Source organism: Bacillus sp. 3a (assembly GCF_017161885.1).
In the GTDB taxonomy this organism is placed as follows: Bacteria; Bacillota; Bacilli; order Bacillales; family Bacillaceae; genus Bacillus; species Bacillus safensis.
This window is the reverse complement of the sequence record NZ_CP067376.1, coordinates 614,164-635,593: the sequence shown is the minus strand read 5'-3', so window position 1 is coordinate 635,593 and position 21,430 is coordinate 614,164. Positions and strand designations below refer to the sequence as shown.

Sequence of the window (21,430 nt, the reverse complement as noted above, 5' to 3'; positions counted from 1 at the left end):
ATATAATGGTTTCATTCGGATATCAAAATAAAAAAGAACAGACATTCGATTTAAAAAACAATCGTGCCCTCACAATCCTTTTCTTATATATCAAAAAGCCGGATTCAATGGTAGAATCCGGCTTTCTATTTAGTTACTTTTCGAAATTAACACCTTTCCAACAGAACGATCCTTACTTTGTCCAACGACTTTAAAGGATAACCCATATGTCGGTACATCGCGTCCTGCATCTGGGTTGTTTGGATTCACATAGTTCTTTTTATCACTAAATGTACGAGCCGGGCGAATGTAGCGATCTTGCAAAGTTAAGCCCGTTGTTGCTGTATAATCTATATTCAGCTTCGTACTTGGATTCAAAGAGAATGCTGCATCATGTACTTGGAACCCTGTTGCGGCAATGGAACCGTCACTCCATTTTAATACTTGCTGATCTGCATCTACTACGCCAAGGAAGCCGTTCCCCGGATGTTTTCCTACCCAGTTATCACTGTATGATTGATCGACATACCAAACGACCAACCCGTTATTATAGCTCATCAGACTTGCCCCGCGTTTAATATGCTTTAAGCCTTTATCGACATCAGCATAAGAGCGCCACTCTAGTAAATAGTATTGTGCTGCATATTGTTTTCCATTAGATTTTGAGAATCCATTAAAGGTAAAAGTAGGCGTGTCCTCGGCATCATCTGACCATACTTTCGTTCCATCTGCCGTGATGTTCAGGTCATCTACGAATAAGCCTGGAAGTGAATAGCCTGCATCAGTTGTGTAACGGAATTGCAGGTCGATTTTCTTCCCTGCGTAAGCAGACAGGTCAAAAGCTGCATCTACCCAGCCGTCTGATTTTCCGTCGATGCCATTGCCTTCGTTTGCACCTGCTTCATTTCGATCATTCGTGATGTTACCCGCGATGGTCTTCCATTGATCAGTCCCTGTTTCACGCACTTCGACATACGCATAATCATAATCTTCTTCAATATCGTACCATGCTTTAAATGTCAGCTCTGCTTTGCTTCCTTTTGACAAATCAATACCTGTTGTCGTCATGGTTGCATTCAAATTGTCACCCGTTCCGCTGAAATACGAATATTTCCCTTGAGCAGGTGTCGTAACGACAATCTCTTTATCTGGTAAATCGACTCGAACGGCATCATGGTTCGTTCCTTTTGTTGCTGCTTCATCAATTAATACTGTTTTGCTTTTCTTTAATGTTTTACCATCGATGGTTTGTCCAGAAAGCCAGTTGCCTCCATGCAGATTTTGAAGCATTTCTTTCGCATATGGGCTAAAGCCTGTTGGTTCCGTACCAGGAACTTTACCTGCCCAGCTTCCGCTTGACATGATCGACCAGTAAGAAACGGGCTCTCCTCTGCCTGTGTACTGTGTATCGTACTCGTCAGGAAGACCAAGATCATGTCCGAATTCATGTGTGAACACACCTGCTGCGCCATCCTCAGGCTCGATGGTGTAATCCAATGCGCCTAATTTCCCGCCTTGACCAACTTCCGATTCAGTATCCGGAATTTCAAATACATCACCAAGTGACCAGCGGTGTGACCAAATCGCATCAGCGCCAAGTTGTCCGCCGCCTGCTTCTTCACCTACGCCGGCGTGAACGACCATCAGATGGTCAATGATGCCGTCTGGCTCGTTATAAACACCGTCGCCATCAATATCATAGCGGTCCCATTGATCATACTCGCTTAGATCAATATTCGGATCTTTTGCTGCTGCTTCGAGTGCTTCTTTCACCAATTCGCGCGGTCTGCCGTCACTGCCTGAATCGTCAGGTACGTTCCCGCCGTAATAAGCTGCTTCATGCTTCGCTGTATACCATCCTGCAACTGTTCCACTGACTGTGTAACTCCCGCCGGACTGCTTTTCATAGTATTGCTTCATGGATACTTTCCGTTTCCCATCAGGACCGATGTAGCCATTTTTTCCGAAAAGCATATCTTGATAGTGCTGTTGATCGTACTTGTCATAGTACATATCAGTCTCTTCTTTTTTAATACTATTATGCTTATAATCTTTAAAATCTACTAATAAAACCAATACTTTATCATTGCGGACGTCACCTTTATACTTTTCCTTTTTGACCGGTTTTACTTGATTGCTTTCTTTTCCTTTATGCTTCTTTAATTTTTTCTTTTTGGCAAGTTTGTTATGTACCTCTTGTTTGTATTCTTTCAGGAATTCAGGCTCTTCTGTTAAGGTGCTGGCACTTTGTTTCATTGCTGATTCTTCTTTTTTCTTTAGATAGTTCTTTAATGCTTTTTGGGTTTCTGCCTCATTGGCATTCTTTTTGATCTTTCCTTGTTTTTTCAAGGCTTTGACAAGACGGTCTTCATTCACGACACTTGAGTCAAATGGAATACCTGAATAATGACCGCCATCAGAGGATGTTGATTTTTCTGTGGTGTGGGCAGATAGAGGGGTGCTGAAAGCTGTCAATGTGCCTAAACTTAGGACAGCGGTTAGTGCAATTTTCGTCCATTTCCCTTTTTTCATATTGGTTCCTCCCTATTTTGGTAATAAATAATATCTAATTCTAGCATATTCCAATATAGTTAAGTCGAAAAACATTTTATTTTCAGAAATTTTGTGGAAAATGCACAATACGTGAATGAAAGGGGTGGAACCATTTGTCGAAAATAAAAGAACCCTAGGCGTTAACCGCCTAGGGTGTTTGTTGTTTTTCTATGAAAGCTGCTGGCCTTGAAATGCAACCACGTCAAGTGGAGCGGCTAAGAATTCTTTTGCCTTCGCGACGAAAGCCTGGAAATGAGCACTTGCATTATGGCTCTGAACCGCAGCGTCATCTTTCCACACTTCTACCATTAAAAAGGTATTTTCCTTTTCTGTATCCTTGAACAGCTTGTAGGAAACATTGCCTTCTTCAGCCTGTGAAGCTTTCATTAACTCATTGATTTCTTCTAAAAATACGTTTTCTTTTTCTGGATGAATGGTCATCCCTGCATGAATAATAATCATTTGATCGTCTCCTTTTGAAAAGATATTATTTCCACTCAGCAATACGATCAACCGGTAAGCGGTAAGATGCATAGCCTTCGTCGGCTGCTTTCCCAATTGATAGCAGCATGACTGGTACATAACGTTCTTTATCCCATCCAAATGTTTCAGCGATGACTTCTTTATCATATCCGCCAATTGGATTTGTATCATAACCGTGTGCACGTGCAGCAAGCATAAGCTGCATAGACACAATCCCACCGTCAATTAAGATGGTTTCGCGGTTCACTTGCTCCGGAAGAACCTCAAAGTGTGCAGTTAATGCAGCAATTTGTCTTTCTTTCACTTCTTGCGGCATGTAGCCATGCTCTACTGCTTTTGAATAAATTTCTTCTAAGTATTCATTGCTTTTCATATCTGCAAATACTGCAATGACAGCTGCTGATGTTGACACTTGAGTTTGGTTGAATTTTGCAAGTGGTGCAAGCTTTTCTTTTCCTTCTGGGCTGTCAATAACCATGAAGCGCCAAGGCTGTGCATTTACTGATGATGGTGCAGTTGTTGCTTCTTCTAAAATCTCTGTCATTTCTTCTTTGCTGATTTTCACAGCTGGATCATAGTTACGAATAGAGCGGCGCCCTTTCATAATTTCCATAAAATCGTTTGTTTTTAATGTTGTAGCCATGTGTAACACTCCTTTAGGTTGTTTGAATCTTTTCGATGTTTTGTTGTATACGGATGAGCACATCAGTGAGAAGCCTTCGTTCTTCTTCACTTACGTTTTCAAGCATTTCTGAGATAAATCGTTCTTTTTCTATTTTAGAAGCTTCGATTCTCGTTCTGCCTTCTTCTGTTAAGCGGACAAGTGTGACTCGATTATCTTCTGGTTTTCTTCTGCGTGTGACCATTCCTTTTGTTTCTAGCTGTTTTAAATGACGCGTCACAGCTGCACTATCAATATTTACTTTTTTCTGCAAATCTGATTGGCTGATTTCATCGGCTTGGAATAACAGCGATAGCAACTCAAGTCTTGATTGGCTGATGCCCGTGCATGCTTCGAACTTCACGCCCATCATACGGTTCACGCACTGCAAACGATATAATACCTCTGCCTCTTCAGAGCAAAATGCAGTCAATGCCATCCCCTCTTTTCTATTCAGAAATCAATTACTTGATATATCAATCATTGACTCGTCAATTAATATACACCCATTGTTTGATGATTGCAAGAGGTTTGTTTCATAAAGTGAATTTTTTTATTTCAATAGAAAATGACAAGCATAAAAAAAGACAAAAGCGACGAATCACTTTTGTCCTTTTTCTTTATTCAGTAATGACCGTGTGGATCAAAGTTGGTGCATCAGCATGATCAGCAATGCGGATGTTGTCATAAATTTTCTCCATGACATTTGCAACATCTTCACGATTCGCATGGAGAGTCACAAGTGAATCTCCTTTTTCAACACGATCGCCCACTTTTTTGTTCAGCATGATGCCGACAGATAGGTCAATATCGTCCTCTTTTGTTGCGCGTCCTGCTCCAAGGATCATCGCTGCAACACCGATTTCGTCCGCGACGATTTCAGCTACGACACCTGATTCTTTTGCAGGTACTTCGATTTTGTAAGGTGCTTGCGGCAGTTTTTCAGGCTGATCCACAATTGAGCTGTCTCCACCTTGGTTTTCTAAGAATTCCTTGAATTTCTCAAGTGCTTTGCCGTTTTTCATCACTTCAATCAGCTTTTCTCTTGCTTCATCAAGTGTGTCTGCTTTTTTCGCAAGAACGACCATTTGACTTCCTAATGTGAGCACAAGCTCGTTTAAGTCTTCAGGACCTTCGCCTCGGAGTGTGTCAATCGCTTCTTTCACTTCAAGGGAATTTCCAATCGCTAATCCTAGCGGCTGAGACATGTCAGAGATAACCGCCATTGTTTGTCTGCCTACGCTGTTTCCGATGCGCACCATGGCTTTTGCAAGCTTCTCAGAGTCTTCTGGTGTTTTCATGAAAGCACCAGCACCTGTTTTTACATCAAGTACAATCGCATCTGCACCAGCAGCGATTTTCTTACTCATAATGGAGCTTGCAATAAGCGGAATTGAGTTAACCGTTCCTGTCACATCACGAAGAGCATACAATTTTTTATCAGCTGGTGTCAGGTTGCCTGATTGGCCAATAACTGCTACTTTATGACGGTTCACGAGCTCGATGAATTCGTCTTTTGTAATTTCTACGTGGAAGCCTTTGACCGCTTCAAGCTTGTCCACTGTACCGCCTGTATGCCCAAGACCGCGCCCTGACATTTTCGCAACAGGTACATCTAGTGCCGCAACAAGAGGAGCGAGTACAAGCGTTGTTGTATCGCCTACACCGCCTGTTGAGTGCTTGTCTACTTTAATACCGTCAATGGCAGACAGGTCAATTGTATCTCCTGAGTTCGCCATAGCGAGTGTTAAGTCTGCACGTTCTTGATCCGTCATATCTTGGAAGAAAATCGCCATAGCCAAGGCACTTGCTTGGTAGTCAGGAATTGTTCCGTCCGTATAACCTTTGACAAAGAAAGAAATTTCCTCTGAAGATAATTCTTTTCCGTCACGTTTTTTCGCAATGATATCTACCATTCTCATTGTTTTCACCATTCCTTTTTTTAAATTAGTAAATCAAACCGACAACGCCTGCTGTTAAGAAACTGACAAGAGTTGCACCGAATAACAGCTTTAATCCAAAGCGTGCGACAACGTTCCCTTGCTTTTCGTTTAAGCCTTTGACTGCTCCAGCAATGATACCGATAGAAGAGAAGTTCGCAAATGATACAAGGAATACAGAAATAATCGCTTCTGTACGAGCAGTGAAATGCAGGCCGTCTCCAGATAGAGCGAGCATCGCAACAAATTCGTTCGATACCATTTTGGTTGCCATAATGCTTCCTGCTTGTACTGCTTCGCTCCAAGGTACACCGACAAGGAACGCAAATGGAGCAAAGACATATCCAAGTACATCTTGGAAAGAAACACCGATGACTGCTGTAAAGATACCATTAATCATCGCAATTAATGCAACGAATCCAATCAACATTGCAGCAACAACAATTGCTACTTTGAAACCATCCATAATGTATTCGCCAAGCATTTCGAAGAAGGATTGTCTTTCTTCCTCAACGACTTCAAGCATGTCTTCATCCTTAGACACTTCATATGGATTGATGATTGATGCGATAATAAATCCACCAAATAGGTTCAGCACAAGTGCTGTAACCACGTACTCTGGTTTAATCATTTGCATGTACGCACCAACAATCGACATCGATACCGTCGACATTGCAGATGCACATAATGTATAAAGACGCTGCTGAGGTAATAATCCAAGCTGTTTCTTAATAGAAATAAAGACTTCTGATTGACCTAAAATCGCAGACGCTACTGCATTGTAAGATTCTAGTTTCCCCATACCGTTCACTTTACTAAGCAAATATCCGATTCCGCGTACGATAAGCGGAAGAATACGCCAATGCTGCAGAATACCGATTAACGCCGAGATAAAGACGATCGGCAGTAAAACATTGATGAAGAAAGTGGACGCATTATCATTCATTAACCCGCCAAATACAAAGTTGATTCCTTCGCCGGCATAGCCTAGAAGCATTTGGAATCCTTTTGCAAAGCCTCCGACTAGAAAGTTTCCAACACCTGTATTGAGCAGAATATAACCTAAAATAAATTGCAGTACAATCATGACAATTACTGGACGGAATTTCACTCGTTTTTTTCCATTACTAGCCAGCCATGCAATGGCGAGAATCACTAGCAAACCGATGATACCAATCACGTATTTCATGTTTTTCCTCCTTGAATGAATTCGTTTACATTAATGCGCTTGTATGGAACAAACCCTATTTCGCAAACAAAACGCGGAAGAAATTCCCAGAAGTGAGTTCCTTCCGCATATGACTTTTTCATCATTTATGAGTCATGAATGTTATCCTACCATAGGATCGTATGAATTAATAGTCTTTCGAAGGAGCTGATTGATCCCCTTTGATAATGGAAACGCCTGCACTTGCGCCAATACGGGTAGCACCTGCAGCTGTCATTGCCTCAACGTCTTCTTTTGTTCTCACGCCGCCTGATGCTTTCACACCGATGTCAGGTCCTACTGTTTTACGCATTAATGCAATGTCCTCAGCCGTTGCACCGCCCGTACTAAATCCAGTCGATGTTTTCACAAAATCTGCGCCCGCTTTCACTGAAAGCTCACAAGCTTTGACTTTTTCTTCATCAGTAAGTAAACATGTTTCAATAATGACTTTCACTAATGCTTTGCCTTTTGCTGCGTCTACAACTGCACGAATATCTTGTTCAACCACATCATATTCGCCGTCTTTCAATGCCGCAACATTGATGACCATGTCCACTTCTGTTGCACCGTTTTCAATGGCATCCTTTGTTTCGAATGCTTTCACTGCTGTTGTGTTTGCGCCTAACGGGAAACCGATGACTGTACATACATCAACACCTGTTCCGGCTAGTTCTTTCGACGCTAGAGATACCCAAGTTGGGTTTACGCAAACAGATGCAAATTGATGAGTCTTTGCTTCTTCAAGTAACTGCATAATTGCAGCTCTAGTTGTATCTGGTTTTAGTGCTGTATGATCAATGAGCTTTGCTATCGTCATGCTTCACACTTCCTTTTAATTATGATACTTTCATCATATATGACGAATGAACAATTGTAAACATGGTTATGAAATTTTGTTCATCTATTTTGTGACATTTAAAAGAGCCCTCGCTGTGTGCTGATCGATGATCAATACATTGGCATATTTCCCTCTTAGTGCACCGTGTATAGAAGCCACCTTTCGATGACCGCCAGCGACAAGAATGGATCGTTCTTTTGTCCTTAAATCATCTAGCTCCACGCCAATTGTGCGGTTGTTAATGGCTTCACTGCAAATGCGTCCATCTTGATCATAAAAACGCGAGCAAATGTCTCCAACACTGGATTCCTTGAGGAGCGCTTTTTCTTCTTCACGGAAATAACCTAGTCTAAACAAAAGTGCTTCATCTCTTACCGTTCCAACAGTAAACACAGCGATATTTGCCTGCTTGCCCATTTCAATAATTCGCTGAATATGTCTGTCCTGCTCAACCATCTCCTTGACGGCAGCACTATCAAATACAACAGGAAGCGGCAAATAGCGCGGTGCTGTTTGAAAGGCCTCAGCAAACAACTGGATGGTTTCCGCAGAATATGTATTCACATGAGAGTGGCTGATTCCGCCCTTGAGCTGGACAACCTCTACACCTTTTACCTGTTTAGGTTGCATCTTTTGTGCAATTTGATACATAGTCGTTCCCCAGCTCACGCCAACGATATCGCCGTCTTTCACCGTCTCTTGCAAGTAATCTGCACCAAATCGGCTCAAATAATCGGTGATGGTTGGATAGTCGTCCTTTGGCGAAAATACCACATGAGCTTCGAGCAGATCATATTTTTCCTTGAGCAGTGAAGAAAGCTCATTTAAATCCTCAAACGGATCCATCACCGTAATCTGGACGTATCCCTTCTCTTTCGCATATTGAAGCAGCCGAGATACGGTCGGTCTCGACAGGTCGAGCTGCTTGGCAATTTCCTGCTGGCTGTAATCAGACAAATAGTAAAGCCTTGCCGCTTCAATACTCAGCTGTTGTTTCTCTCGATCCATTCATACGCCCCCTTTTTTCTTCTATCATAACAAATTGTTCACCTCATCATGCACAAATGTTCATTTAAAGAAAATTGTATAAGCGGCATGAAAGGTCTCATTCTTTTCTAATGTTTGAATGCCAAACTTCTCTTTATACTGTCCATTCGTCCCTTCCCTATCGGCGATGCCATACCACGGCTCAATACAAACAAAAGGAGCCATCGTTCCTTTTTCTTGATCATAAGGCGACCAAATGCCAACGAAAGGAAAGCCAGTGAGATCGACCTCAACTCCGTGACCTGCCCCTGAAGTCAATGACACTCGATTGATATGGCTAAAGATCATCGCATCATGCTGAAAAAGCTCTGGGCGAAGCTGGATCGGCTCAAGCTGAATGCCTTTTTCTTTCTCCCTGACAAGTGAATTCCGCAGTTCATATTGCACAGGGAGATGTTCAGTGGAAGGTGTCAATGTGAGTGAATAATCTGGTGTTTGCTCACCTTCAACAAGCGGAATACGAAATGCTGGGTGTCCTCCAATGGAGAAATACATCGTATCCTCTCCGTCATGATCAATTTCCCAGGAAATCTTCAGTCCATTTTCCAATAGTTCATAACGAATTCGCGCTGTAAATTCATACGGGTATTGCTTCACGTGCCGGCCTCTTGATTCATATTGAAAGGTCACCGTATGCTCCGTTTCTTCATATAAATCAAAATTGACATCACGTAAAAACCCATGCTGTGTGAGCTCAAAGGTTTGATCGTCAATCTTGTATTGATCATTCATTAATCGCCCAACAATCGGAAACAAGACAGGCGACACCCTGCCCCAATAAGCTGGATCACCAGACCACATATAGTGACGCCCGCTTTCCTTGTCAAGCACCTCCCTGACTTCCGCTCCTTTTTCATGAATCTGAACCAATAACTGATCATTTTCAATCGTTTTCATTCAATACATCCCCTTTCCTTCTACTTTTATTATGACAGGGATTTTGGTTTTGAGTATAAAAGAGTTCGTTAGAATAAAAAAGACTTCTCCCTTCTAGGGAAAAGCCGTTAAAATTACTTATTCATCATCTTCTTGTATAGTCCATCTAAGGCCTTTGATTTGTTTTAAACTCTCAATTTCTTCTTCGTTTTCAGGAAAAATATAGCTCTCCTCTTCATGTGAGCTTGAAACCAGCCACTCTTTCCCATTTTTGAAGAATGATAAATCCTCCAGTAAATTAGGGTGAATCCACCCGTATAGAGAGTTCGAAAGTTCTTTCAACAGATTTTTTGTGTGTTCATTGGCATAATAATAATAAACATATGCTGTTTGACCATCTCCTAGAATCGTGGTAGCCCATTCAGACTCTTCCTTCATTTCTTTAAGAGATGGAGAAAGTTTATCTAGAATTTCACGATAATCAGCAAAATCAGCAAAATCTTTTCTAAAAACTAATTGGAACTCATCACATACTTCACAACATAAATCGATGAGCGCATTGTATTCCTTCTTTTTTGGTTGACGATTAAGGACAATCATCGAAAACCTCCTCTATCTGGACTTCTTATCTAGGAGCGCCAAAAAAAGCATGTGCTCCAGTTCTTTCATATTTACCTTTTAATTTATAAACTGGATGATAGTGATAGTGTTTATTTTTTCCTTTTTTGTCAATTTCCGCACCTATTACTTTTCCAATCGGACTGGCTGCTTTAGCAATAGATTGTGCATTGCTTTTGGAAGTAGACCATGTATCTTTTTTCTGAGCTAATCTTTTTACAGCGTTTGCACGACTTACACCTTTTCCAATAAATAAATGAGGTTTATCTTTGTCTCGATAAGCAATAAAGTGATTATGTTTATTGTCTTTCCTTTTTATAAATTCAGAATAAGCAATATAGGTAACACCTACTACTGTTACTGCAAGTCCCAAAGCTAATAAATGTTCTAATAGAACTGCCCCAATAGCAATACCAATAGGAATAACAAATGCAAAAGATGCTTGAATATCTTCAGAATTCACTTCATATTTCTTATCATCTTTTGTATCTTTAAACGTAACATCTAAATTATCATTTAAAAGTGTCTGCAAGTCAACTTCATAATCCTTTGAAACCTTTTCACCTTCACTACCAATTTCTTCAGTTTGATAACTGATTTCTGCTGTTTTTTTATTTAGAGTTAGAATACCAGTTACTCCCTCTTGTTCCTGTGAAATTACATATTTTTCATTGCTATCTTCTAAAACATGAAAATCTTTTGTGGTAACAGCCTCTGTTTTATTTGGAAATTGGAAAAACAAAGTTATAACCAGCGATAGACATATAACAATTGAGATTAACTTACTTATTTTATTCATCCTAAACTATACCTCCGAGTTTCCTGTTTTAAAAAACAATTTTATTTAAATAATCTTCAATACCATTTTTTAAGATTTTATATATTTGTTGGTTTAAACTTTCTTCAGAATTAATATTAAAACGTTCCCGGTACTGTAAAATTAAGCTTACTACACCTGTAATATGGGCACTCGCTAAAGAGGTGCCACTTTCAATTGCATAATTGTTATGAGGCCTAAGAACTGGTATATCTACACCCGGAGCAGCAAAATCGTAATTTCCTTTAGATGAAAATTCAGCTACCTTCTTATGCTTATCCACAGCGGTTACAGAAAAAACATTCTCATAAGCAGCTGGGTAATCCATTTTTCTTCCATACTTATTACCAACAGCAGCTACTATAATTATGTTTTTTGTATTGCTTTGTCTATAATCTTCTTAACAGCTGGATCATCTTTCATTAATCCAAAACTAGCATTGATAACATCAATTTTATTATCAATACACCATTGAACAGCTTTGACAAAATTTTTTATTGAACCCTTGCCTGTTGAATCTAGAATTTTAACAGGATATAACTCTACATTCTGCGTTATACCCACAAGTCCAATTTCATTATCATTAGCTGTGATTATTCCAGCTACAGCAGTACCGTGCCCTAAACTGTCCTCTTGTTCTCCTCCTGTGCCAATTGTGTTTAGTCCTTTTTTAACTTTACCTACCAAATCAGGATGTGTCCCATCTATCCCACTATCAATTATTGCTATTCGTACACTTTCTCCTCCTCTATTATTTTCCACATATTTTTTTGTTAACTTTGTGCCCCATGGAATCTGTTGATGAATATTAATAGTGAAGTTTAAATTTTTTGAGTGCAATTCAAAACACTTAAAATAAATTAAAAGAACTATTAATATTATCAAAAATCTTTTTATCAAACTATTGATTCAACACCACTCCTTTTTTTTCATATATTATTCTATATTATGGTTTTAAGTCAATATAAAACCAAAAATGTTATATATTAATATATGCTGGTTTACAATAAAAATTTATTGAATAAATTCAAACTAAATATTATGCGTTAACGTCTATTATATATACAATATATGAGTAACCTTTATTAAATACAGGTTCTTTTTCAATTGATGGGGGATTCATTTTCATGAACAGCAAGGAAAATCGTTTTCGTTATATTTTAGGATTAGATGGACTAAGAGCCGTTGCTGTATTGGCAGTCATTGCTTATCACTTACATATCGGACCCGCAAGCGGCGGGTTTCTTGGCGTTGATTTATTTTTTGTCATTTCTGGTTACTTGATAACAACGATCTTGTTACATAAGCAGGATTTAGGCTATCAAGAGCTTTTGCCATTTTGGATGGGACGGATCAGGAGGCTTCTTCCAGCCGCTTACATCATGATTTTTATAACCGTCAGCTGGTGCGCGATTGCTGGATCAAACGCATTATTGTCCATTCGTGGCGATGCCATATCGTCCTTTTTTTATGTCAGTAACTGGTGGTACATTTTTCATCAGCTTTCATATTTTGATAGCTTCAATGCCCTATCTCCACTGAAAAATTTGTGGTCTCTGGCAATAGAAGAGCAATTTTATATCATTTGGCCGGTACTGTTGATTGCAGGGCTGAAATGGGTAAAAAACAGATCGCATCTTCCTATGATCACCTTTGGACTTGCACTTGTCTCTGCCTTATGGATGGCGATTCTTTATTCACCAGATACCGATCCAAGCAGGGTTTATTATGGAACAGATACTCGTGCATTTGCGCTCCTGATTGGATGTAGCCTGGCATTTGTGTGGCCTATGCAAAGACTATCCAGCAAAAAATTACTTCCTGTTGGCAGACGTATTTTACATATTGCCGGGTTCGGTTCGTTTGCGATTTTCCTTCTTTGTGTTTATGCAGTGGACGATTTCGATGCCTTTCTCTATCAGGGCGGCATGCTTTTATTCTGTCTGAATGCGGCCATCTTAATTGCGTGCGTCTGCCACCCTGCAAGTCTTATAGGGAAATGGCTGTCCTTTCAGCCACTCGTCTGGCTAGGTAAGCGGTCTTATGGTATTTATCTGTGGCATTATCCCATTATCGTACTGACCACACCGGTCATTGAAATTGGACAGCCTTCCATAGCGCGTGTCACAATGCAGCTCATCACCATTTTACTAGTTGCTGAAGCTTCCTATCGCTTCATCGAACAACCGATCCGCCAGCATGGCTTCAGACAATATTTTTCCTCTTGGTCTATTTGGAAAAAAGGAATCAAACAGTGGTCTACATCTAATAAGGTGTTCCTTGGAATCACCGCAGCTCTTTTGATCTTATTTATCATTGGCATGTCTAACTCGTCCACTTCCTCCCCACATGTGAAGGAAGTGACGCAAATTAAGACCGCACCGAAAAAAACAGCCGAACCATCGGAATCAAAAGCGAAGAAAAAGAAAGAAAAGCACGAGAAAAAAGCGGTTGATCAAAAACAATTTCACCAAATTCTTGCCATTGGTGATTCTGTCATGCTAGACATTGCGCCGAATCTTGAAAAAGCATATAAACAAATCACCATCGATGGGAAAGTTGGCAGACAGATGAACGAAGCCGTCAGCATCGCCCCTCAATACAAATCATTTAATCAATCTGATGCCGCTGTTATCATTGAACTTGGCACAAATGGTTATTTTACTGAGGACACGCTGAAAGCATTCATTCAAAACTTTTCAAAGGCACATATTTTCCTAGTGAATACGAGGGTTCCAAGGTCATGGGAAAATGATGTGAATGCGGTCATTCAGCGAGTGGCTGATCAAGATCAAAACGTCACCTTAGTCGATTGGCATTCAGCCGCTACTGGCCAGCCATCCTATTTTCAGTCTGATGGTGTCCACCTTTCAAAAAAAGGTTCTGACACATTGACACAGCTCATCACAGCAAGCATTAAGAAAAAAGGGGATGTGTCGACGTCATCATAAAAAGACTAGCAGAATGCTAGTCTTTTTTTCAGCGTGATAGAAAACCTTTGCAGTCGAGGAAGGGCGAGTACCGGCGCGGAGCGAATTTGACATTCGTGAGCACCGGCACGCAGACCTGACACCGAATGCGAGGGTTTGTCTGCACGCTGCTTTTATGCTGTCAAAAGGCTGGCTCTTATCGCTAATGCCTGCTCTTTCTTTGTTTTTTGATCCATCAAAGCAAAATAAACGTTCTCAAATGTTAGTGAAAATAATTCTTCAATATGAAAAATTCCTGGCTGAAACCGCCTGTTCAATAAATGCAGGGCCGCAGCACAGGCGACTTGAGCTGTTGCTTGAGACTCGTCGTGTCCTTTTATACCAAGCGCTGCATGATGAACCTTTTTCCCATCCGTCCCTGCCGCTTCCACTTTGACTGCATATTGATCTGTACCCGCTTGAGAAGATTGAATCATTGAAATGGCTCTGTCCTTCATCTTCGGCAGTGTAAGAAACGACGTCAGTCCAAGGCTCCTTGTGAAGGCCAATGCACCCGTCGCGAGACGTGAATCAAAACAAAGCCTTGTCGTCACAGATGGCACATGAAGTGTGGAAAGCAATGTCTGTTGATCAGAGAAGGGGAATCGATAGGCATACCGCTTTCCAAGCGGTTCACCAAAGTTGACCTGTCTGCCTCCAGTAAAGCTTTTCACTCTTTTCCGCTGATCATGCTCAGTGAGTTCATATTCAGTATGGACATGATCAATCGTCCATTCAATCGCGGCTTTTCCATGCTGATCCCCCAACCCAAGCATAATCCCAATATCTATTTGATCCACTGATGAAAGCATAGAAGCCGCTTTCGCAGCTAATAAATTTGTAAGACCGGGCGCGAGGCCTACACTGAGCAAAGCCGTGGCACTGATTTGCTGCTGATCCAGCTGTGCCATTTGCTCCATATACGCCCCCTTTGCAGAAATATCGATATAATCAATACCTGCCCGCAGGACGGTTTCAGCAAATGACGTGTCATCTTGATCGAGACACATGATCACCAGCTTTGTTTCATCCATCCAGTCAGAATGTAATGGCTGACTAACATCTAGTTTGTAAGGACGGACTCTTCTTTTTGTCTGCTGTGAAAATTGTTCGGCCTTCTCATAGCTCCTGCCCGCCGAAACAATTTGCCCTGGATACACTTCACTTAACTGAAGACATATTTGCTGTCCGACATGTCCATAGCCGCCAATTACCATCACCTGTGATCTCATCTCTCATCCGCCTCTCTACGACCTCGTTTGCAAACAAGCCCTTTGATCATTCCTGCCTGAAAATAAGGTCTGATGTCTCGAAACCCCGCCTCAATTAAATGTCCTCTCATCTCCTCCTCAGGCACAGGATATGTTGCACGTCCCACCCTGTCACTAAAGGACGAAAACACTTCTTTTCCTAGACCTTGCCGCTCCATGAAAAGAGACAGCATATGAAGCTCTTGCTGAAATGCGCTGGAATTCATCTTTCCTTGTATAAATGCGAGTACAAACGGGGCCCCTGGTTGAAGCCTTCGGGCAATCTCCTGTAAAAATGGCAGCCGATTTTCTACAAAATGAATCACGAGCAGGCTCACTGCGGCATCGTAAACAGCTTTAGCAGACACCTTGTTTAATGTGGTCTCATACCAGGTGACACGCGCCTCCATATGGAGCTGTGAAACCCGCTGTTTCGCCATATCCAGCATAGATGCAGACGGATCGACTCCTGTGATGAGCCAGTCTTCTTTTCTCTGAAGCATGTTGATGACCTCTTCGCCCCCACCCGCTCCGACAGTTAGAATACGAGAGGCCGCTCCCTTTATTTCAGTTTCTAATACATCTACTGATAACTCATGCAAAAGGTGATAGCCGGGTACTTTATGTGAAATCGTTGCTGCGTATGATTCAGCAACAGGGTCGTGCCAATGCTGGTTTCCTTTCATATGATTCTCCTCCAGTTCCTTTCCGCTTTCCATCGTTTCCTGTACACTAACGATATGACGTCTTTATTGTAAAAAGAGGCACAAGAAAAAACGATCCCTAAAAGTGGGGGTTTTTGAGGAGGAGATCATGTGGTCAATCCAGCCACTCATTTTCAGCAGATAAGGCAGCACATTCGGGACGAGCTTGCTGCTGTCATTGATTTTGATGCCGTCTGTATCACAACCATCGATCCAGCCACTCTCCTCTCGACAGGTTCCTACACTGATGAACCGATTGAAGAAATTCATGACCAGCTCTTTCAAAATGAATTTTTAAAAAGGGACGTGCATCAGCATGAGTTTCTAGCCACAGGCCCTATTCATGCTGCGAGTCTCATCCAAAGTGGGGCATATTTGAACAGCGAGCGCTATCAGCATATTTTGTTACCTAACGGTTGGTCTGATGAATTGCGGGCAGCCCTTGTGATTCAAGGAGAATGCTGGGGTATCGCCAGCCTTTATCGTCAAAAGGGCAAGGAATCTTTTCAGAAGCGAGATATACAAGCAGTCATCGATCTAACACCGGCACTTGCAGCCAAGCTGAGAGATGAGCTTTTCAAAAAAAGAGACATTGAAGATGATGATGCGGCGGAGCAGCAAGGATTTCTCATTCTTTCAACTCATTACAAGCTTCTTTATGGAAATGAGACAGGGCTCCATTGGCTTCGTACATTTCAAGCCTTTGAACAAATCCATGACCAAGCCGTCATGCCCCGCCCGTTCAGAGCATTAGGCGCTAAACTTTTATACGGCGGCACCGATCAAACAGCAGCAAGCATCACAAGAATGCCTACGGGGGCCTTTCTTTCCCTTCAAGCCTTTCGATTGGCGCAGGCTGACAGGCAGGAGGAGGCTGTCATGATTCACATCAAACGAGCCCAAACAAATGATATTCTTCCTTATGCAGCGAAAACGTACAGGCTGACAGAAAGAGAGATGAACGTCCTCGACTGCTTATTAAAGGGCCAGTCGACAAAGGAAATTGCGAGTACGTTATATATTTCACCCCATACCGTTCATGATCATGTGAAAGCGATGCTGCAAAAGACGAATTTAAGCAGCAGACGTATGCTTGTTTACTTTTTCTCCAATATATAAAAAAGCGGCTACCGCACTGGCAGACCGCTCTTTTCTTATTTTCCTAAAACCAGCTCATGCAGGACATGTGCTACTCCGGCTTCATTATTAGATTTTGTTACAACATCTGCTACGGCTTTAACATCTTCAATGGCATTTCCCATAGCGACGCCGCAGCCCGCAAACTCTAGCATTGAGACGTCGTTCCCGTTATCCCCAATAGCCATGACTTCTTCACGAGGAATTCCCAGCTCCTTCGCTAGAAGCTTCACGGCATTTCCCTTACTCACATCAGGATGCAGGATTTCAAGGAAGAAATCTGTACTTTTTACCATCATATATTTTTCCTTCACTTCAGATGGAATGGCTTGTATCGTTTTTTCCAAACGTTCTGGCTGATCAATATACATCATTTTTGGAAGTCTCATCGATGAATCTGCCTCTTCAACAGGCATATATTTCAGCGGCAGTTTTGTTAAGTAGGATTCAAGCACTGTGTATTCACTAATATCGCGATTCGGTGTGTATAAATTGGCTGAATCGAAATAATGCATCGGCGTGTCCAGCTGACGGCTCAATTCATATAACGAAGTTAAGTCATCATAGGATAATGTCAGCTCTGACACCACTTCATTTGTATGGCTGTTTTGAACAAGCGCTCCATTATAGGCGATCACATAATCTCCCTCTTGATCAAGCTGAAGATCAGCTAAATAGCGATTTACCCCGCCAATTGGCCGGCCTGTACATAAAACAATTTTAATCCCTTCTGCCTTAGCCTGTTGAATGGCTTCAAACACTTCATCCGGCACCATATGTTGATCATTTAATAACGTACCATCCATATCAATTGCGACTAATTTATACATTCACTGGTCCCCTTTTCTCAGCAAAAACGTGCTGTCACCATTTTGAGCCACCATTACGATGATGACAGGTTATTTCATTACTATTTACCTATTTTAGCCTATCGTTTTTTCTTCACGCTGTCTACTTGTTCTTATCTGTAACAAATATCACATGAGTCTACTCTATTATAACGCATTCTATTCATCGTGCTGATCACCCATTTGAAACAAGTAAAATAGAAAAATTGTCCACCACTATAGAATGTTTTGAAACGAGCAAATCTAATTGTATGATGAATAGCAAAGAAAGGAGGTGCAGGGAATGATTACGTTTACGAGAGGTAAATTGTCAAAAATGTCTGGAGTACATATTGAAACCATTCGTTTTTACGAAAATGAAGGGGTGCTCCCAGAGCCCAAAAGAGCGCATAACGGCTATCGTCTATATGATAAAAAATATGTACTCATGCTGTCATTTATCACCGAAGCGAGAAAGCTAGATTTCTCACTTAAAGAAATTCGTGAAATTATCAAATCACTTTTCGAAAAAAAGTCAAAAACAGAAGCTGAACAGCTGCTCGAGCAAAAAGTCGAAGATATCCAGCACTCTATTCAAGAGTTAAAAAAAAGGAAGGCAGCTATTCAATTGTTAACAAAGCAAACATTAGCAAATATCAGCTGATTGTAAGGGCTGCCAAAGGTGTGCCGGTGTTGATCACTGGCACACCTTCGCTCAGGTATCTCAGTACACGTTCAATGAAAACATCGGTTATACTAGAGTCAGCTTAACGAGTGGAAGGGGTTTTGAGAATGAACATCGCAACCATCGGAACAGGTATCATTGTGGAAGGCTTCCTGCAAGCGATTGAACAGCTCGACGGTGCTTCTTGTCACGCTGTCTATTCAAGAAAGGAAGCAACGGCAAAGAAGCTCGCAGACAAATTTGGGGTGCAGACAACTTATACGGATCTAACTGCTATGCTAGAAGATCCTCACGTAGAAGCCGTTTACATCGCATCACCGAATCGTTTACATAGCGAGCATGCAACCGCTGCATTGAAACACGGAAAACATGTGATATGCGAAAAGCCTTTCACCTCTAATGTGAAAGAGCTGGAAGCCTTAATCGCTCTCGCAAAGGAAAAGCAGCTTCTCCTATTTGAAGCCATTACGACCGTTCATATGCCAAACTATCATTTGATCAAAAAACACCTTCATCAATTAGGTAAAATCAAACTGGTTCAATGCAATTATAGTCAATATTCAAGCAAATATAATCAGCTGCTAGCCGGCGAAACGCCAAATGTCTTTAACCCTGAGTTCTCTGGGGGAGCGCTGATGGATATTAATATCTATAATGTCCATTTCATCATGAACCTCTTTGGATCACCAGAGCAAGTCCGATATCAGGCAAACCGCCATCCAAACGGTATTGACACATCTGGTGTTTTGACGTTCACTTACAATGATTTTATTGCGACAAGTGTCGGCAGTAAGGATACAAGCAGCATGAACTTTGCATTGATTCAAGGAGAAAAAGGCTTTATTCATGTGAAAAATGGGGCGAATGGGTGCGAGGAAGTGCTGCTGCATGTTGATGACAGGGTCATCTCACTCAATGCACAAACGAATCCAAATCGTCTGTTTTATGAAGCAGAAGCTTTCCAGCAGATCATTGAAACAAAAAATCATGAACAGTGCTATGCATGGCTTGATGAAAGTCTCTCCGTGATGAAAGTTCTTGATGCCGCAAGAAAAGATGCAGGTATTGTTTTCCCAGCAGATCAAATTTAATGAAAAAAACCGCCTTCTATGAGAGGGCGGTTTTTTTCATTAAATACTCTTTGAATACGCCACAAGACGCTGAGACATGTGATTCACTTCATCGACTGCAGCATTCACTTGCTCTGTTAAAGCAGCCTGAGTTTGCGTAAGAGCTGTCATATTCGAGATATTTTCAAGAATTTCATCAATTTGTGTTTTCATATCCGTTAAACTAGATTCAATATTTTCCGTTGCATTGGCACTATGCAGCGCCAGCTTTCGTACTTCATCTGCAACGACAGAGAATCCGCGGCCTTGTTCACCAGCTCTAGCTGCTTCAATCGCAGCATTTAGACCAAGCAGGTTCGTTTGGTTTGCCACTTCTTTGATTAAGTCAGAAATATTTTTTGTCTCATCTGCACTATTTTTTGCTAAGTGTGCGGCAGACGTTGACTGCTCTTGAGCGACAGCCAGCTCCTGTGCTTGATTTGTCACAGAGCTAATGCCCGAAACCATCTCACTAATAGAACTTGAAAGCTGTTCTACTTGTGAAGCCATTTCATCTGCTGTTTTCTCTTTGTTTTTTTCTAACGTGATGTCACGAATGGTTCCTGCCACACGAAGAGGCACACCTTTTTCATCACGGATGGTTTCACCACCTGCATGATACCAGCGGTACTCACCATTTTTGCGTTGCAATCTGTAATCAATATCAAACGGTGTGCGTCCAGAGTGGTCATTTAAATGATCTGCAAAGGCTTGTAAAGCCATTTCTTGATCCTCAGGATGCAGACGGTCGCTCCAGCTGCTCAGAACATTCGGGAAATCTTTTTCGTCTGTAAAGCCAAGAGTTGTTCTGAACTGCGGAGACCACCAGAATTCGTTATTTGGATTGACTGGATCGCCGGCCTCTACCACCATGTCCCAAGGAGCTTCGACAAGCGCACGGTTGATTAAGTCATATCTTGTGACAAATGCTTGCATCTCTTCTTCTTTCAATTTCTGATCATGAATATCAAAAAGAGCTCCCGCCACACGAAGAGGGACACCATTTCGGTCACGAACGGTCGTTCCAGTTGCTTTGAACCAGCGATAATCCCCGTTTTTTAACTTTAAGCGATATTCAATATCATACGGCGTACGCCCTGAATGATCCAATAAATGCGAAGCAAATGCATCTAATGTATATTCTTGTTCATCCGGATGAATTCGAGATGCCCAACTGTCTAATAGGTTTGGAAAATCGTGCTCATTTTGAAAGCCGAGCATTTTGCGGAAATCATCCGTCCATGTGAATTCATTCTTTGGGTTGACCGGGTCTCCAGCGATGACGACCATATCCCATAAGCCAACTTGAATGGCTTTTGTCACTAAATCCATCCGCATTTGAATATTTTCATTGGCATCCTGCATCTTTTGCAAAGCTTCATTCATTTGTGCCACTGCTTCTATCGTTTGGCTAGAAGAAAATGCAGCAGTATCTAATCTTGCTGAAAAGTCTCCCTTTTCAATTCGTTCTATTAATTGGCTGCTTTCACTCAGAAGGACTTCAGCCGATGAATCATTTGCTTTTCTCTTAAACATCTTTCATAACTCCTTTCAACTCTAACATTCTTGAAATATTTTACAGTTATAAACAATTCTTTATTAGGACTTTAGTAATACAAATGATATATCGACAAAAACTGAAAATTGTTTATGTAATAAATAAGGCAAATGTTCATTTATTTGAAGTTTCGTTTTTAGATATGTATAAAATAAGTTAATTATGGATA

The 21,430-nt window shown here is 41.3% G+C and carries 20 protein-coding genes and 1 pseudogene; 4 read left to right on the top strand and 17 right to left on the bottom strand.

What is annotated here, in order from left to right; all coding sequences use genetic code 11:
* Positions 1-129 precede the first annotated feature (129 nt).
* From JJ692_RS03015 to JJ692_RS19210, 13 genes and pseudogenes are all read right to left on the bottom strand, one after another.
* Positions 130-2,511, bottom strand: a complete 2,382-nt coding sequence (locus JJ692_RS03015; protein ID WP_024423932.1) for an immune inhibitor A domain-containing protein — start codon at positions 2,509-2,511, stop codon at positions 130-132.
* Between the two features lie 189 nt (positions 2,512-2,700).
* A complete protein-coding gene (locus JJ692_RS03010) occupies positions 2,701-2,994 on the bottom strand; it encodes a putative quinol monooxygenase (protein WP_024423933.1) in 294 nt (97 codons plus the stop codon).
* 25 nt (positions 2,995-3,019) lie between these two features.
* On the bottom strand, positions 3,020-3,658 hold the full coding sequence (locus JJ692_RS03005; protein ID WP_024423934.1) for a nitroreductase family protein: 639 nt from the start codon (positions 3,656-3,658) through the stop codon (positions 3,020-3,022).
* A gap of 13 nt (positions 3,659-3,671) precedes the next feature.
* Positions 3,672-4,156, bottom strand: a pseudogene (locus JJ692_RS03000) (MarR family winged helix-turn-helix transcriptional regulator).
* A 140-nt stretch (positions 4,157-4,296) separates the two neighbouring features.
* The gene (locus JJ692_RS02995) at positions 4,297-5,598 is read right to left on the bottom strand and encodes a pyrimidine-nucleoside phosphorylase (protein WP_103131804.1); all 1,302 of its coding nucleotides are present in this window, start codon (positions 5,596-5,598) and stop codon (positions 4,297-4,299) included.
* A 25-nt stretch (positions 5,599-5,623) separates the two neighbouring features.
* On the bottom strand, positions 5,624-6,805 hold the full coding sequence (locus tag JJ692_RS02990; protein WP_017368363.1) for a NupC/NupG family nucleoside CNT transporter: 1,182 nt from the start codon (positions 6,803-6,805) through the stop codon (positions 5,624-5,626).
* Between the two features lie 166 nt (positions 6,806-6,971).
* Complete coding sequence (deoC, locus tag JJ692_RS02985) at positions 6,972-7,643, bottom strand: deoxyribose-phosphate aldolase (RefSeq protein ID WP_024423938.1); 672 nt, start codon at positions 7,641-7,643, stop codon at positions 6,972-6,974.
* Positions 7,644-7,727: 84 nt separating this feature from the next.
* On the bottom strand, positions 7,728-8,672 hold the full coding sequence (locus JJ692_RS02980; protein ID WP_024427553.1) for a DNA-binding transcriptional repressor DeoR: 945 nt from the start codon (positions 8,670-8,672) through the stop codon (positions 7,728-7,730).
* A gap of 60 nt (positions 8,673-8,732) precedes the next feature.
* Complete coding sequence (locus JJ692_RS02975) at positions 8,733-9,608, bottom strand: aldose 1-epimerase family protein (protein WP_206534206.1); 876 nt, start codon at positions 9,606-9,608, stop codon at positions 8,733-8,735.
* Between the two features lie 117 nt (positions 9,609-9,725).
* Positions 9,726-10,187: a hypothetical protein gene (locus JJ692_RS02970; protein WP_024423941.1), complete on the bottom strand. Its 462-nt coding sequence runs from the start codon at positions 10,185-10,187 to the stop codon at positions 9,726-9,728.
* Positions 10,188-10,212: 25 nt separating this feature from the next.
* Positions 10,213-11,004 carry an SAR2788 family putative toxin gene (locus JJ692_RS02965; protein WP_024423942.1) on the bottom strand — a complete coding sequence of 264 codons (792 nt, stop codon included), beginning with the start codon at positions 11,002-11,004 and terminating at the stop codon, positions 10,213-10,215.
* Between the two features lie 28 nt (positions 11,005-11,032).
* A complete protein-coding gene (locus JJ692_RS19215; protein ID WP_346986672.1) occupies positions 11,033-11,350 on the bottom strand; it encodes a S8 family peptidase in 318 nt (105 codons plus the stop codon).
* Between the two features lie 38 nt (positions 11,351-11,388).
* The gene (locus tag JJ692_RS19210; RefSeq protein WP_206534205.1) at positions 11,389-11,862 is read right to left on the bottom strand and encodes a S8 family serine peptidase; all 474 of its coding nucleotides are present in this window, start codon (positions 11,860-11,862) and stop codon (positions 11,389-11,391) included.
* Between the two features lie 287 nt (positions 11,863-12,149).
* Here JJ692_RS19210 and JJ692_RS02950 point away from each other — a divergent pair, with 287 nt between their 5' ends.
* On the top strand, positions 12,150-13,973 hold the full coding sequence (locus JJ692_RS02950; RefSeq protein WP_206534204.1) for an acyltransferase family protein: 1,824 nt from the start codon (positions 12,150-12,152) through the stop codon (positions 13,971-13,973).
* A 152-nt stretch (positions 13,974-14,125) separates the two neighbouring features.
* Here JJ692_RS02950 and JJ692_RS02945 read toward each other — a convergent pair whose 3' ends face one another.
* Positions 14,126-15,223, bottom strand: a complete 1,098-nt coding sequence (locus JJ692_RS02945) for a saccharopine dehydrogenase family protein (RefSeq protein ID WP_151039606.1) — start codon at positions 15,221-15,223, stop codon at positions 14,126-14,128.
* Positions 15,220-15,927, bottom strand: coding sequence for a class I SAM-dependent methyltransferase (locus tag JJ692_RS02940; RefSeq protein ID WP_206534203.1), 708 nt, complete (start codon positions 15,925-15,927; stop codon positions 15,220-15,222). Before JJ692_RS02940 ends, JJ692_RS02945 begins: the two co-directional genes overlap by 4 nt.
* A gap of 129 nt (positions 15,928-16,056) precedes the next feature.
* Between JJ692_RS02940 and JJ692_RS02935 the strand changes: the two genes are divergently transcribed.
* Positions 16,057-17,064, top strand: a complete 1,008-nt coding sequence (locus tag JJ692_RS02935) for a helix-turn-helix transcriptional regulator (protein ID WP_185853971.1) — start codon at positions 16,057-16,059, stop codon at positions 17,062-17,064.
* A 35-nt stretch (positions 17,065-17,099) separates the two neighbouring features.
* Here the strand turns inward: JJ692_RS02935 and yidA are convergent, their stop codons facing one another.
* Complete coding sequence (gene yidA / locus JJ692_RS02930) at positions 17,100-17,912, bottom strand: sugar-phosphatase (protein ID WP_151039602.1); 813 nt, start codon at positions 17,910-17,912, stop codon at positions 17,100-17,102.
* Positions 17,913-18,213: 301 nt separating this feature from the next.
* Between yidA and JJ692_RS02925 the strand changes: the two genes are divergently transcribed.
* Both JJ692_RS02925 and JJ692_RS02920 read left to right on the top strand, forming a co-directional pair.
* The gene (locus tag JJ692_RS02925; protein WP_024423948.1) at positions 18,214-18,573 is read left to right on the top strand and encodes a MerR family transcriptional regulator; all 360 of its coding nucleotides are present in this window, start codon (positions 18,214-18,216) and stop codon (positions 18,571-18,573) included.
* Positions 18,574-18,701: 128 nt separating this feature from the next.
* Entirely contained in the window at positions 18,702-19,685 is a 984-nt protein-coding gene (locus JJ692_RS02920; protein ID WP_151039601.1) for a Gfo/Idh/MocA family protein, read from the top strand.
* 39 nt (positions 19,686-19,724) lie between these two features.
* Here JJ692_RS02920 and JJ692_RS02915 read toward each other — a convergent pair whose 3' ends face one another.
* A complete protein-coding gene (locus tag JJ692_RS02915) occupies positions 19,725-21,239 on the bottom strand; it encodes a methyl-accepting chemotaxis protein (protein WP_151039599.1) in 1,515 nt (504 codons plus the stop codon).
* Between the last annotated feature and the right edge of the window lie 191 nt (positions 21,240-21,430).

What these genes read in the sequence shown, in the direction of transcription:
- JJ692_RS02965 (WP_024423942.1), bottom strand. Translation starts at nt 11,004, where the DNA reads ATGAATAAAATAAGTAAGTTAATCTCAATTGTTATATGTCTATCGCTG.
- deoC (WP_024423938.1), bottom strand. Translation starts at nt 7,643, where the DNA reads ATGACGATAGCAAAGCTCATTGATCATACAGCACTAAAACCAGATACA.
- JJ692_RS02970 (WP_024423941.1), bottom strand. Translation starts at nt 10,187, where the DNA reads ATGATTGTCCTTAATCGTCAACCAAAAAAGAAGGAATACAATGCGCTC.
- JJ692_RS02995 (WP_103131804.1), bottom strand. Translation starts at nt 5,598, where the DNA reads ATGAGAATGGTAGATATCATTGCGAAAAAACGTGACGGAAAAGAATTA.
- JJ692_RS03005 (WP_024423934.1), bottom strand. Translation starts at nt 3,658, where the DNA reads ATGGCTACAACATTAAAAACAAACGATTTTATGGAAATTATGAAAGGG.
- JJ692_RS19215 (WP_346986672.1), bottom strand. Translation starts at nt 11,350, where the DNA reads ATGGATTACCCAGCTGCTTATGAGAATGTTTTTTCTGTAACCGCTGTG.
- JJ692_RS02915 (WP_151039599.1), bottom strand. Translation starts at nt 21,239, where the DNA reads ATGTTTAAGAGAAAAGCAAATGATTCATCGGCTGAAGTCCTTCTGAGT.
- JJ692_RS03015 (WP_024423932.1), bottom strand. Translation starts at nt 2,511, where the DNA reads ATGAAAAAAGGGAAATGGACGAAAATTGCACTAACCGCTGTCCTAAGT.
- JJ692_RS02975 (WP_206534206.1), bottom strand. Translation starts at nt 9,608, where the DNA reads ATGAAAACGATTGAAAATGATCAGTTATTGGTTCAGATTCATGAAAAA.
- JJ692_RS02945 (WP_151039606.1), bottom strand. Translation starts at nt 15,223, where the DNA reads ATGAGATCACAGGTGATGGTAATTGGCGGCTATGGACATGTCGGACAG.
- JJ692_RS02980 (WP_024427553.1), bottom strand. Translation starts at nt 8,672, where the DNA reads ATGGATCGAGAGAAACAACAGCTGAGTATTGAAGCGGCAAGGCTTTAC.
- yidA (WP_151039602.1), bottom strand. Translation starts at nt 17,912, where the DNA reads ATGTATAAATTAGTCGCAATTGATATGGATGGTACGTTATTAAATGAT.
- JJ692_RS02920 (WP_151039601.1), top strand. Translation starts at nt 18,702, where the DNA reads ATGAACATCGCAACCATCGGAACAGGTATCATTGTGGAAGGCTTCCTG.
- JJ692_RS02950 (WP_206534204.1), top strand. Translation starts at nt 12,150, where the DNA reads ATGAACAGCAAGGAAAATCGTTTTCGTTATATTTTAGGATTAGATGGA.
- JJ692_RS02940 (WP_206534203.1), bottom strand. Translation starts at nt 15,927, where the DNA reads ATGAAAGGAAACCAGCATTGGCACGACCCTGTTGCTGAATCATACGCA.
- JJ692_RS02990 (WP_017368363.1), bottom strand. Translation starts at nt 6,805, where the DNA reads ATGAAATACGTGATTGGTATCATCGGTTTGCTAGTGATTCTCGCCATT.
- JJ692_RS03010 (WP_024423933.1), bottom strand. Translation starts at nt 2,994, where the DNA reads ATGATTATTATTCATGCAGGGATGACCATTCATCCAGAAAAAGAAAAC.
- JJ692_RS02925 (WP_024423948.1), top strand. Translation starts at nt 18,214, where the DNA reads ATGATTACGTTTACGAGAGGTAAATTGTCAAAAATGTCTGGAGTACAT.